Origin of the sequence: Larsenimonas suaedae (assembly GCF_023712105.1) — a bacterium.
Classification (GTDB): Bacteria; Pseudomonadota; Gammaproteobacteria; order Pseudomonadales; family Halomonadaceae; genus Larsenimonas; species Larsenimonas suaedae.
On record NZ_JAMLJI010000003.1, the window covers coordinates 148490 to 161660 of the forward strand.

Annotated in this window: 9 protein-coding genes and 1 tRNA gene; 4 read left to right on the forward strand and 6 right to left on the reverse strand. The window is 53.3% G+C overall.

What is annotated here, in order from left to right; genetic code table 11:
- Positions 1–4: 4 nt before the first annotated feature.
- The 4 genes from cysD to NAT49_RS10260 form a co-directional block, all read right to left on the reverse strand.
- Entirely contained in the window at positions 5–916 is a 912-nt protein-coding gene (cysD, locus tag NAT49_RS10245; protein WP_251593861.1) for a sulfate adenylyltransferase subunit CysD, read from the reverse strand.
- Between the two features lie 256 nt (positions 917–1172).
- On the reverse strand, positions 1173–1895 hold the full coding sequence (locus tag NAT49_RS10250; protein ID WP_251593862.1) for a phosphodiesterase: 723 nt from the start codon (positions 1893–1895) through the stop codon (positions 1173–1175).
- Between the two features lie 51 nt (positions 1896–1946).
- On the reverse strand, positions 1947–2387 hold the full coding sequence (locus tag NAT49_RS10255) for a DUF1249 domain-containing protein (RefSeq protein WP_251593864.1): 441 nt from the start codon (positions 2385–2387) through the stop codon (positions 1947–1949).
- Positions 2384–3019 carry an NUDIX domain-containing protein gene (locus NAT49_RS10260; protein ID WP_251593865.1) on the reverse strand — a complete coding sequence of 212 codons (636 nt, stop codon included), beginning with the start codon at positions 3017–3019 and terminating at the stop codon, positions 2384–2386. The genes NAT49_RS10255 and NAT49_RS10260 overlap by 4 nt, the downstream gene beginning before the upstream one ends.
- A gap of 178 nt (positions 3020–3197) precedes the next feature.
- Between NAT49_RS10260 and greB the strand changes: the two genes are divergently transcribed.
- Positions 3198–3737, forward strand: a complete 540-nt coding sequence (gene greB / locus NAT49_RS10265) for a transcription elongation factor GreB (RefSeq protein ID WP_251593866.1) — start codon at positions 3198–3200, stop codon at positions 3735–3737.
- 28 nt (positions 3738–3765) lie between these two features.
- Here greB and NAT49_RS10270 read toward each other — a convergent pair whose 3' ends face one another.
- On the reverse strand, positions 3766–4749 hold the full coding sequence (locus NAT49_RS10270) for a class I SAM-dependent methyltransferase (protein ID WP_251593867.1): 984 nt from the start codon (positions 4747–4749) through the stop codon (positions 3766–3768).
- The gene (locus NAT49_RS10275; protein WP_251593868.1) at positions 4746–5537 is read right to left on the reverse strand and encodes a methyltransferase domain-containing protein; all 792 of its coding nucleotides are present in this window, start codon (positions 5535–5537) and stop codon (positions 4746–4748) included. Before NAT49_RS10275 ends, NAT49_RS10270 begins: the two co-directional genes overlap by 4 nt.
- Positions 5538–5644: 107 nt before the next feature.
- Between NAT49_RS10275 and NAT49_RS10280 the strand changes: the two genes are divergently transcribed.
- From NAT49_RS10280 to NAT49_RS10290, 3 genes are all read left to right on the forward strand, one after another.
- Positions 5645–5721 (forward strand) — tRNA-Arg (locus NAT49_RS10280).
- Positions 5722–5937: 216 nt separating this feature from the next.
- Entirely contained in the window at positions 5938–11226 is a 5289-nt protein-coding gene (locus tag NAT49_RS10285; protein ID WP_251593869.1) for a DUF4011 domain-containing protein, read from the forward strand.
- 714 nt (positions 11227–11940) lie between these two features.
- Positions 11941–12711 (forward strand): hypothetical protein, encoded by a 771-nt coding sequence (locus tag NAT49_RS10290; RefSeq protein WP_251593870.1) that lies wholly within the window; start codon positions 11941–11943, stop codon positions 12709–12711.
- Positions 12712–13171: the final 460 nt, after the last annotated feature.

The window sequence follows — 13171 nt, forward strand, 5'->3', positions numbered from 1 at the left end:
CCTCTTAGAAATACCCTTCGCGTTTCTTGCGTTCCATGCTGCCGGACTGGTCGTGGTCGATGGCGCGACCCGAGCGCTCGGAGGTGCGGGTCAAAAGCATCTCCTGAATGATCTCGGGCAGTGTGGCCGCGGTCGATTCGACGGCACCGGTCAGCGGGTAGCAGCCAAGCGTTCTGAATCGGACCCACTTCTCTTCGGGCACCTCGCCCTCCTCGAGCGGCAGACGGTCGTCATCGACCATGATCTGCATGCCGTCGCGCTCGACCACCGGGCGCGGCGCGGAGAAGTACAGCGGCACGATCGGTATCGATTCCAGATAGATGTACTGCCAGATGTCGAGCTCGGTCCAGTTCGACAGCGGGAAAACGCGGATCGACTCGCCCTTGTTGACCTTGCCGTTGTAGATGTTCCAGAGCTCCGGACGCTGATTCTTCGGATCCCAGCGGTGATACTTGTCGCGGAAGGAGTAAACGCGTTCCTTGGCACGGGACGCCTCTTCATCGCGGCGCGCACCGCCAAAGGCGGCATCGAACCCGTACTTGTCCAGCGCCTGCTTGAGCGACTGGGTCTTCATGACGTCGGTGTACTTGGCGCTGCCGTGCTCGAAGGGGTTGATACCGGCGGCGCGGCCCTCTTCGTTGATGTGCTCAATCAGCTCCATGCCCGCATCGGCCGCCATCCGGTCGCGAAACTCGATCATTTCGCGGAACTTCCAGGTGGTGTTGACGTGCATCAGCGGAAAGGGGGGCGTGCCAGGGTAAAACGCCTTGCGCGCCAGGTGAAGCATCACCGACGAATCCTTGCCAATGGAATAAAGCATGACCGGATTACCGAATTCGGCGGCCACCTCACGAATAATATGAATCGACTCGGCTTCGAGCTGCTTCAAGTGCGTCTGGCGCTCTGGTGAAAGCATCGCGTTCAACCACCTCTGTGAGTAGACATGACGCGACAGGGAGCCCGGGCGCGACTCGAACACCCTGTCGGAATTTACGATCGTGCTGGATAAGGCGAAACGCAGCGTCGCTGCACACCGGTATTACAGCAGTGAGAGCATGCCACCGTACCCAAGCGCCTTCATAACGTCAAAGAATTAAATTTCATCGCGTTAGACGATAAAGGAATAAACCTACCCGTAGAGCAACGCCTCCTTTCCCCGGAGACGAGGCTGTTTACATGGAGACGCGTTCGACCCAGCTTGTCCATTCCTCACCGTCAATATCGACGATGCGATAGCCGGGGCGAGATGCCCCGTCGAGCTGGAATCGGTCGCTTCCGGGCAGGAACTGATCCGACGTCGCCGGCGTGGTCAATACATCGATGCCCTGAACGCTGCCGTGAAAGGCGTGATGGACGTGACCGGCGAGCACCAGTCTAACCTGCGGATTGGTCGAAAGAATGTGCCAGAACGCAGCTTCGTCGCGCAGCCGGATCTGATCCATCCATTCGGAGTTCACCGAGATCGGCGGATGGTGCATCGCGATCAGGGTTGGCCGGTCATCGGCTTCAAGCTTTCGTTCCAGGGCATCGATCTGCGCCTCGCCCAGCTCGCCGGCCACTTCCCCGCTCACGTGCGTATCGAGCAGCAAGGCCCGCCAGGGGCCGAGGTCGACCTCCTCGATCAGCGAGCGCGCCTCGCGCATGACCTGAAGGTTGTCATGATTGCCCGGCAACCAGAACCAGGGGCAGGCAAACCGCGACAGGAGCGAGACCGCCTGCTGGTAGGAGGCCGGCGAGTCGTCGTTGCTGATATCGCCGGTGACCAGCACCACATCCGGTCGCGCTGCGCGGGCCTCTTCAATGACCCGCTCGAGCTGCGTGGTGGCGAACCCGAGCCGATACAGGGCACGTGGGTCGGCGCTCAAATGACAATCGGTCAGCTGTAGAAGTCGCATGGGCCATCTATACCATCTGGAGGGCGTGAAACATCAGGCAGACATGCCGCCTTATCCGGGAAGGTCTGCAGTATGGCCGTGGGCCATGGCGTGGTCCAGCCATTCGCCCAGGAAGCGATTGAGCTGAAGCTTTTCATCGGGCTGGTGCATCTGGGCATTGGGGTAGCGGTAGCGCCCCTCGAAATGACGCAGCCGCTGGAAGTCCGTCACTTCCGCCATGCGCACATCATGATAGAGGTGCACCATCATTCTGGGCGTATCGATCATGTGATCGAGCACCCCGCTTTGATGCACACGCAGCATGGTGGTGTACGGCGCCTGCTCCAGCACTTCGATACGCAGAGTACCAAAGCGCTGAGACTGACCGGACAGCGCAATATCGCGCACATCGCCGGCTTCGGCGTCGCTGATCAATTTAAGCAGACGAATGTAATTGGCCGAACATTCGCCCTGCAATGACCTTAAGTCGGTTACGTAGGCCGTTCGTGTCAACGATTCCTCCTCGCGCGCAAACTTGCGCGTTCCTTCGACAGCCACTGCATTCCGATAATGGCCATCGCATTGTTCATCCGTCCCGCCATCAACATCTCCCATGCAGTGGGAAACGCAATGACGTGAACCTGAATATCCTCGTTTTCCTCATCAAGCCCGTGTACGCCACCCAGTTGGGTGCTGTCGACCAACGCACAGAACAACGTCACTTTCTCGGTACAGGCGCCGGGGCTCGGGTAATAGCTGTACAGCGTGATCAGATCCTCGACCTGACACCCCGCCTCCTCCTCGGCTTCCCGGCGGGCGGTTGCTTCAAGGCTCTCTTCCGATTTATCGACCAATCCCGCCACGGGCTCGATCAACCACGGTGAAACCTCGTCATCGAGCGCGCCTGCCCGGCACTGCTCGACCATGACGATGCTGTCCTGCACCGGGTCATACAAGATGACGCCGACCGCGTCGTGGCGCACATGCACCTCACGGGTGACCTCCGGGCTCATGCCGCCATCGAAGCGCGCGTGCCGGAAGCGGCGACGCTCGAGGGAGAAAAAACCCTCCTGCATGACGTCGAAGTCGACCACGTCGACGTCACTCTGGTCAAAGCGGGGCATGTAGGTCGTGGATTCACTCATGGCAACGGGCCTTATTCTGACAGCACAATACAACATCAACGCGAATGCCTATTATCGACACATATCGAAGGCCTCGCCAATCGAGGATCGGCGCGCCCGCGCTTGCAATGATCGACACCGCCCCATACATCGAAAACGTACACGGGCTCTCAGACACATCCAAAACGGGAACGTTTCAATGAAGGGACGCAACATGACGCGCTGGCGCGACCCGGCCAAGGATCCGCGTCAGGAAAAGAAAACCGACCTCATCACCCCAGAAGGCTTTGCCCGCATCGAAGGCTTGCTTGACCACCTGACCCGCGTGCGCCGCCCGGAGCTTTCAAGAAAGACCGGCGAAGCCGCCGCCCAGGGCGATCGCAGTGAAAACGCCGATTACACCTACAACAAGCGTGAGCTTAACAAGACCATCTCCCGCATCGCCTACCTACAAAAGCGTCTTGACGCCCTGACGGTGGTCGACCGGCTCCCGGACGATCAATCGAAGGTCTTCTTTGGCGCCTGGGTCACGCTCGAGGACGACGACGGCGAGGAAATGACGGTGCGGCTGGTCGGCCCCGATGAGACCGACAACAAAAAGCGCTGGGTCAGTGTCGATGCCCCGCTGGCGCGGGCGCTGCTCGGCAAACCGCTGGACGCCGATGTGGAAGTTGCCGCCCCCGGCGGCACCACCCGCTACATCATCACCGACATCCGCTACGAGACGTCGAAGGCCTGACCTCGGGCGTACTCGCGCCGCCGCCCGATCAGCGGCGGCGTTTCGGATAACGGCAGGCGTAGACCTTGAAGCGGCGATTGTCGGCCAGCACCTCGACCTCGTTGAACACCTCTTCCAGGGCGCTTTGGTACGGCAGAAACGCGTTCGCCACCAGATACAAAACGCCCTTCATCTTCAGTGCGGCAGCGGTCTGTTGAATCATGCGCCGGGTCGGCTCGAGCGTGATTTCCCGCTCCTGATGAAACGGCGGATTGGTCAGAATCGCATGAAATCGGCCATCCACCTCGCCCAGCATGTCGCTTGCGATCACTCGACCCTCAAGGCCGTTGGCTGAAAGGGTCTGACGGGTGGATTCCAGCGCGAAGTGATTGACATCGCAGGCCGTCACATTCGCGCCCTGGCGCGCCGCGAACGCCGCGATGATGCCATCGCCGCAGCCCACATCCAGCACCTCGCCGGTCAGTTCCGGTACATGTTCGAGCATCAGCGTCGTGCCGTCATCGACCTTGCCGTGGCCGAACACCCCCGGGTGCGACTTGAGCGTCAACGCGTCGAACTCTACAGCGCTGAACGACTCGGCCGGCGTGACAGCGCGCGCCTCGGTCTTGAACAATGAACACCGGCGCGCGTTATCCAGCCGCTCGCTTTCAAGCCCGAGCCCTTCGAGCAGCTTCGGCAGCCGCTTGATGCCGCCCTGATGCTCGCCAACGATGTCGATCGACGCACCTTCACCAAGGCCATTACACAAAGTTTGCAGCCACCAGAGGCCCAGCGCCTGCGCCTTGGGCCAGAACAGCAGCGCCTGATCAAACGGTGCGTCCGGCAGCTCGATGCCCTCGAACACCATGATGCCGCGTGCCCGGTAATGGTTGGCGATGGCGTGATCCGCCGTCCAGACCGCCGCACCGGGCGCGACATCACCGCCTTCAGGCGGCGCGATCCACAGCGCCGCGGCGTAATGGCCGGTCTCTTGACGAGCCAGCAGTTGAAAGACAGGTCGGTCTTCGCTCATGACGCCTCCGGGCGCTGTAAACAGTAATGAAGGTAGCGGCCAAGCCGCCAGTAGGGTTCCTGAGCGCCGAAGCGCGTCTCGAGTTCCAGAAGCTCCTCGAGCGTCTTGTCATCGGGGGCGCGCTCGCGCAGGTAATCATGAAAGACCCGAATGCCCGCAACTGCCCGACACTCGAATCCGGCCGCGGTGATCCACTGACTGACCTGATCGTGGGTCATCGGTGAAATGGGGGTAAGCCGCTTGTGACGCCCCTTGCCGGCCAGATTGCGGTCTTCCACCACCCGGGTGGTATTGCCCTTGACGATGTTCGAGAACCTCAGCGCATCGAGGTTAAACACCATCAGTGACAGCCAGCCGCCGGGTTTGACCTGTGAGTACAGAAGTGGCAGCGCCTCTTCCGGATGCGCCATCCACTCGAGCATCGCGTGGCACAGCACCAGATCGAACGGCTCGGCCGCACTTCGGGCAAAGGTTTGAAGGTCGGACTGAACGCAGGGGATGTCGTCACCGAGCGCGGCCCTTGCAAAAGTGAGCATATCCATGGACGGCTCAACCAGCACCGGCGAAAGCCCTTGTGCCCTGGCCCACGCGCTCATCTGCCCAAGCCCGCCGCCGATATCCAACACGCGCTGGCCCGGCTCGAGCGGAATATGTTCCTGAATGTGCGCCTGCACCCGCGCCAGTCGCAGTTTCCCGCGGGACGCACCGTACATCGTCTCGGCGAATTTTTCGGCCAGCCCGTCGAAATACCGATCGGTTCCCGGCTGATAGCCGCGCTCATCGCCCATCGCACTCATCCTTTAGGAAAACGCGCGCATTGTAGGCCCGCCCGCCCGTGAACACCAGACGCCGCCTTTTACATGCAAACAGCTTCTGCCTATAATGCGCACCCCGTGCCCCCATAGCTCAGCTGGATAGAGCGTCCCCCTCCTAAGGGGAAGGTCTCAGGTTCGAATCCTGATGGGGGCGCCAATTAAATCAAACACTTAACCTCCCGCTTCACATCTTAAAGCTTTTAAAACGCTTTTCGCCCCCAACAGCGCCCCCAACACAATTGCTTGCTAGACCGAATAGAATTTTGATTCGTTCACATCTCTAAAAACTCTAATTAAAAAGCGCCAACCAACCTGATCGCCGAGCTGCGACTTCAAAAATGCGCCTAAAAAGCGTGCTTATCAGAACTTCAGCATGCAACGTGCTACTTACAATACCGGCTATACAAACAAGTCGCGCAGCTGCCCAATGAATCCGATAAACGACAACGATACTCAAAATCTGGTTGCTCAGCGCATCGAGCAGCTTCGTCCATTAATTCTCGATACCACTCTCCGCAACGCTCTACTAAATACGGTGTTCAGTGACAAGTCGCATAGCCATATTCGATTCATTGACATTACGCCCCAGTCACTCTACCTGCGTTTAGCACAGGGCAGCCGGCTGATGCTGGAGCCGCTACCCGATCCGGAAGATGAGCTCCCTGACGAGCATACTGCTGAATTTCAAAGACACCTTGCCGAGCAGCAAAATAGCGACGAACGCTATTTGACGCAGTTACAACATAATGAGAAGGCTGATCTAAAGGACAGCGAGCGCGATAGTCAAAACGAAAAGGCCTTACGTGAACTCAAGGATCGTATTCGTCATCAATTAAAACTACCGGCCCGCGTCAATACACAAGGCACGTTGGAACCGGCCACTCTTGCACGGTTACATGGTTTCAATCCCTCATATGACCTTCCCGAACCCGATCTGATAAATCCTAGCTCTGGCAAAAACAGCCAGAAACGAGTACAGACGCTAATGTTTCCAAAACGTTTGGAGCTAAGAGCGACACGTATTCGGGAGCGGGGCCGGTCCAGCATGCAGGAAACTGGAATGCAGGTACTTCAATGTGCCATTGGCTTTCTGGAAATGCAGGACAATGTCTCTAGCAAGGTTACCTTTGCCCCACTGGTGCTAATGCCTATCACGATCAGTGAATGCAAAACTCCTCACGGACTTGAACACCATATTGAATGCGATGAGTCTCAGCCCACTGGAAACGCCGTTCTCAGCTACAAGCTGCATAATGAGTTCGGACTGCGACTGCCTCCTCCCCAGCTCAACGAGGAAGGTTTATTCGATATCGAGGATTATTATCGTCAGATTGAATCGCTCAAACCAAAAACATTCGTAAAATGGCAAGTTCGTCGTCAGGCCGCCGCCGGGGTCTGGGCGGTACAAAGCTTGATCATGTATGAAGATGCAGGTGCGCAGGAGTGGCAAACAACAGAGGACACTCTAATCTCGCGGCTACTGGGTAACTACCAGGTCGCGGGAGAACCTCGTCAGTTTCTACTGGAGCATGCAGTCGACGAGCCTGAAATTGAGCAATGCGTGCCATTACTAGTATCAGATGCCGATTCAAGCCAATACAGCGCTATTGTTGATGTCATGCAAGGGACTGACTTGGCGTTGGAAGGGCCTCCAGGAACCGGTAAGTCTCAGACAATCGTCAATGCCATTGCGGCAGCACTTTCTTCAGGGCGGAAAATACTATTTATAGCCGAAAAACAGGCCGCTTTAGAAGTCGTTAACTCTCGACTTGATGCCATGGGGCTAGGCAGCTTCATTCTCAACTTGCAAGCCAACAAAACGCGTGAGCAGATAAAAACCTCACTATGCGAACGCCTAGAGATGCAAGCCTCACCACACTCTTCAGCAGGTCTAGAGGAGATAGTCGCGGAATACCGTGAAGTGCGTTCGGCATTGGCTGATTATATTAATCTTTTAACCAGCCCCTACCGCCAAACTGGACTAACAATACACGATGTTCTTGGCCGCGGCATAACCGCCCAAGCGGTACTGGCACTCTTGCCTAGAGAGCTACGTAGTTACCGAGTAGAAGGTGTATCTCAATGGAGCGATCAACAACTTGATCAGCTGGCCAGCCATGCTGAAAACTATGCTGACCTACTGGAAACTCTATCAGACACCTCCCAGCATTGGCACTTTGTCCAGACAGGGACACTAGATCGTTTTTCGATAGATTCTTTACTTGAACTAGCAGGTACGGCTCGCGACACACACGAAGCCTTACAAGTACAAAGTAAAAATCTACTTGATACGGGACTATCCCAGCTCCCAGCTTTAGAAAGTGCTCAGGGAATCCTTTCATTACTGAGTACGGCGCGTGAGGCATTTGCCAAATGTGATCCTGGCTTGCTGCGTACTCTACTGAACGATCCTAAGGCTTCTAAACGTATCAATAACTTCCTGGAAATGCTCCACAGCTATGATCAGCTGACCAATGAGCTAGGCGAAATCGCAATACCCGTGCCAAGCGGACTTGATGCCACTTTAAACAGCATCATCGAGCAAGCCGAAAAGTTAAATTTAACGAAGATTACCGACGCTCATATTGATGAACACCGTAGTGCTTGTCAGGCAAAACTCGAGCATGCTCGCCAAATCTGTCAAACGTTTGACAACCTTAACGCCCTAGTAGATTTGAACGGCATGAATGTCGCCACAATTTTGGCCATGGGTTCTTTGCTTATTAGCCAGCCCCCCGAGGCTATCGAACGACTCGGTGAACTCGACAAATCAGATCGCGAAGCACGAGCAGTGAGCGAAGTCAGTCATCATATAGCTAGTCTTGAGACTCAGAACCAGAAACTATCCAACAGCTTCGACTTCTCTCAGCCCATGACTGCAGCTCAATTTAGTAACGCACTGGCAGAGCTTCGAAACAAGGGCGCACTATCGTTCATATTTCCAAAACTGCGCCAAACACGTCGTATGCTGAAAAGCACGCTGCTCGATCCTACAGGCTATAGCGATAAGCGCATGCTGGCGGAACTACCGGAATTAACCTCCTATTTAGCCGACCTCGAAACATTTGAGGCCGACGAACAATACACCCGGTATAGCTGGTTTCGCGGAATGCGTACCGACATCAATATACTGGTCAATTTGCACACATATCGGCAGGAAGCACAAAAGCTCGCACTGGAGCACCGCTCACCACGCTTAGAGACCCTCTTGTTGGATACGCCTGCTCAGCGTTTGAGCATAATGGCCAAACTTTTTTCAGAAATTGATAGTCAGGTACCTGAGGAGATTTTATCTCTTCCCTCACTAGCCGAGCTGCCAACTTTTATTAAGACCCTTAACCAAACTCTCGAAGACATCGACTCCTTGGACGAGCAGATTACCGAAGGACTTATATCTCTGGGACAAAATCACGAAGCACGCAATAGCGTGCCGAGCTTACGTAGCCTCTATAATCAACTGCAAAAACGCGAAGCTCTAGCCGAGACTATTGAGCGTCATGATGCTGCGCTGTTACTGGAAACCAATTTTGACGGTATATCCACAGATCGTCAGGTTGCCAACAATGAGAGAGTTGTAGCCGAATCTCTTCAAGCTTTTCCGACACTGGCTCCGGTTGTGCTTGAGCACATGACTTCCAGCGAGCACCTTGCAAGTTTTGAAGCCTCAATTGCGAGCTGGACTGAAACGCATGAAGCATATGATGAACAGCTGGCGCGCCTAGAGCGGGATACGCATGCTACACGCAGCGAGTGGGGCTTCGATCCTCTTGACCCAGCTTCTGGTGCTCTACTAGCTGGCATGTCTAATGATAACGTGGCATTAGATGCCCATGCCCGACGCAACGATGAGCGCGGCCGAATGACCGGATGGGGAATCGACCCTCTAATCAAGGCCTGTGATGACGGCATCATAGCGTCAGATGCATTTGTCGAAGTGATTAAAGCCACCGTATCGCTATCGATGGCCCGGGACATACACGAGCAATACCGTGAAAAGCTAACCCGTTTCCGAGGCAAACGGCTCGACGATCTGCGCGATAGATTAGCGAAGCTCGACCGACGCATTCTGGAACTGAGCCGTGATCGTCTAGTTAGTCAACTCATAGAACAAGCCGATCCACCCTCTGGCTACAGCGGCGGGCGTGTTTCAGAGCGCACAGAACTAAGCTTGATTCAGCATGTCACTCGGCTTAAGCGCAACACCATTTCTCCGCGAGCCTTAACCGATCGAGCAGGTGAGGCGCTGCGTGAACTCAAGCCCTGTTGGCTAATGTCACCGCTGGCGGTAGCCGCTTACCTGCCTCGAATTCAGGGTCTTTTTGACTTGGTAGTAATAGACGAGGGCTCCCAGATGCGCCCCGAGAACGCATTAGGCGGGCTATTGCGAGCCAAGCAGGCATTAGTCGTCGGAGATACTGAGCAGTTGCCGCCAACCAATAACTTCCGAAAACTCGGTAACGTGGTTGTGGACGATGAGGAAGAAAATGATGACACCCTCACCTCGGAATCAATTCTGGACGTTGCAAACCTTACTCTCCCCTCACGTCGACGGCTGCGCTGGCACTATCGCAGTCGCCATGAGAGCTTGATCGCGTTCTGTAACCGTCATATCTACAAAGATGATCTAGTTATCTTCCCTTCGCCCACACCTTTTGCGGTCGGGCTCGGGGTCAGTCAAGTATTCGTCGAAGATGGACTTTACAAAAGCAGTCTCAATCAGCGCGAAGCCCAGGTAATGGTCAGCCACATCTTACGCTTTATGTCTGATCATCCCGAACGGTCGCTAGGCGTTGTGGTACTCAACAACAAGCAGCAGACCCTCCTGCAAGACGAATACGATGCTATGCGTCAGCATTCCACTATCGCTCAGCGATATGAGGATCATTGGCAGAGCGAGCGAGGCGGACTGGAGCCATTCTTTATCAAGAACCTGGAAAATGTCCAAGGCGATGAGCGTGACGTTATATTCATTGGCACCGTATTCGGTCCCGAGGAAATAGGCGGTAAGGTCATGAATCGCTTCGGCAACCTAAGCGGTGCTGTCGGTCGCCGGCGCTTGAATGTGCTGTTCACCCGAGCCAAGAGTCAAATTGTGACCTTCACCTCAATGAAGCCTAACGACATTAAAGGCACTCGAGATAGCGCGCCTGGTAGCTGGATGCTACGAAAGTGGCTGGAGTATTCAGCTACTGGTGAGCTTGAAGCAGGTGAGGCAAATGGCGCAGAACCGGATTCCGACTTTGAGCGTCATGTCATTCAAGTAATTCGTGCCCTGGGTTACGAGGCCATACCCCAAGTCGGAGCAAAAGGTTTTTTCATCGACATAGGTGTACGACACCCTGATTACCCCTATGGCTATTTGTTGGGTGTGGAATGTGATGGGGCAAGTTATCACTCTTCTCGTTCTGCTCGCGATCGAGACCGTCTGCGACAAGAAATCCTAGAAGCCAAGGGATGGCAGTTGCATCGGATATGGTCAACCGACTGGTTCACTGATCCACTCAGCGAACGTGATCGACTTAAAACCGTGCTTGACGCCAGGCTGGCGGAACTAAAACACCGCATCACAACCGCCAGTGATAATGGGCCTAGTAATTTTATGCTTGAGCAGACAGCTAACAACGAAGAATTCGAAAACTTACAGCACATTGTTCCGGATTAAGAACAGGCTTGTCGGCAATACTTTATCGAAGGCATACACTGTTAACGTTTGGAAAACAATTAGAGCGGGCGAGTATTCGTCCGCTCTAACCTCTTGTCGAAAATCGACAATCAGAAAAGAGAACCATCGTCTTCCATGGATTGCACCATTCGCTCAAGAAAATCGCGGAGAATCTGCGGGATACCAATGAGCATCTGTAGGTCATTGTGACGAAGGCGTCCCATTGTCTGTGATGAAAAAATAATCTTTTTGATCATCTGCCCCCGTTGATCGGAAAATTCGTAACAGCATGCCGTGGCTCACTCCTGCTCGACTATCAAGAACCGAGAAGTAAGCATTACCTTTTCTAAAGAACCTAACCCTCCTCGAACGTATCAATTTTAAACAACGACTTAAGTCTAATTATAAAATCAGTAGAAACTCTAGATTCATCGATTCTATTAAGGCACTATTAATTCCAGTTGCATGCAAATGAATCGAACCGGCTACTTAATAAAAGTTTAGGTTCGAATCAATTTGGTCCTTTCGACAAGGTCGTATGCAAAAAGCAATTAAGGCATGACATGCCTTAATGAGCGCAAGATGTGCTCTTGATCAGTCAATACATCATGGTCGTATATCAATCATCTCTTGATAAATCAGAGATTTTGTAATACGGAAACAGCGTGCACTTCGTCCTGTTTTAACTCCATGATAAATCGAAGAGTACTTATCATGAGTCAACATATTGCTGTCGTAACGCAAGATTCTTACATCGCCTATCCTGCTACCCTCAAATTCCTTTCAGAGCATTTCGGAGTTACCTCTGAAGAGCTTGCGGCTTGGCTTTGGCTAGGCCAAGAAGATGGAGGGATAACGGCTTACCGCAACGCTAACGAGCTATACCACCCGACCGAAGTCCTTTTTTTGAAGGATGAGCCTCAGGATTTACTTTCATTACTGGGGTCCTGCTGGTTTAAACAAAGTGACCTTGAAAGGTTTAAACCTTCTCACAGATTTATTTCAGGAAAAGCCTTAAAGAAAAGGTGGGAAAGTAAGTTAGAAATCCCTGTCGAATGTTTTATTCAGGCAAAAATCGAAGAAAGCAGGTTATTGGATTTTCCTATCCTGACTAACTCTTCATCGAAACTTGCTTTAGGTGATTTTGATAACACTCTTTTCTTGGTCGATCACATTGAAGCTATCGAACTTGAAGATATGAGTATAAATGACTTCTTATCGTCGGTAATTGAAGACTCGAGCCAAAAAGCCATAGACCGTCATAATTCAGAGCGAGCCCAAAAGGCCAGTATTGCCAGGCATAGTCAACCCGGAGGAAACCGGGATAAACAACAAAAAGTTCGAAAAGCATGGGCTTCAGGTAAGTATCGTGCTCGCGACCAATGCGCAGAAGAAATATCTTTTGCGATAGGTTGTTCCTTTTCAACCGCACGTAAGGCGCTTCGAGGAACTCCCAACCCTGAAAATTGGGTTAAAATAAATTAAAATAAAATACTACCAAGAAAAAGACATAACGCATCGGAAGAGATACCCTAACTCAAATGGGTATCTCTTTTTGTATTTATAAATACAATTATTCCTCTATGCGCGCCTCGCATTTTAAATGCTTCATTAGGCTCTTTCTGGAACTCGGATCTTACACAGATTTTGTCAATATAGACTAAACCCACTGTGTGTCTTTAAACGACGGGACCGCTTGTAATAACAAACATATAACCGATACTTACTTGAACCAACCTGCCTACGTAAGCCACAACCGAGCGGCTGATCTTTTACGCTGGCTTTATCAATGTCTCATTTACTCTCTCCATTAGCTCCTAAGGCCGTTTTTTTGACGTTGAATCAATCATCTCGGTCAAGTTCGATCGTGCTATTCACGCAGCAAAGAGGCTGCACCTAAAAGCCTCAACCCCAAAGCACTATCAATATGTCACTAATAAAAAGC

Coding starts and splice junctions, on each gene's coding strand:
- cysD (WP_251593861.1), bottom strand. CDS start 916: ATGCTTTCACCAGAGCGCCAGACGCACTTGAAGCAGCTCGAAGCCGAG.
- NAT49_RS10250 (WP_251593862.1), bottom strand. CDS start 1,895: ATGCGACTTCTACAGCTGACCGATTGTCATTTGAGCGCCGACCCACGT.
- NAT49_RS10260 (WP_251593865.1), bottom strand. CDS start 3,019: ATGAGTGAATCCACGACCTACATGCCCCGCTTTGACCAGAGTGACGTC.
- greB (WP_251593866.1), top strand. CDS start 3,198: ATGAAGGGACGCAACATGACGCGCTGGCGCGACCCGGCCAAGGATCCG.
- NAT49_RS10270 (WP_251593867.1), bottom strand. CDS start 4,749: ATGAGCGAAGACCGACCTGTCTTTCAACTGCTGGCTCGTCAAGAGACC.
- NAT49_RS10275 (WP_251593868.1), bottom strand. CDS start 5,537: ATGGGCGATGAGCGCGGCTATCAGCCGGGAACCGATCGGTATTTCGAC.
- NAT49_RS10285 (WP_251593869.1), top strand. CDS start 5,938: ATGCAACGTGCTACTTACAATACCGGCTATACAAACAAGTCGCGCAGC.
- NAT49_RS10290 (WP_251593870.1), top strand. CDS start 11,941: ATGAGTCAACATATTGCTGTCGTAACGCAAGATTCTTACATCGCCTAT.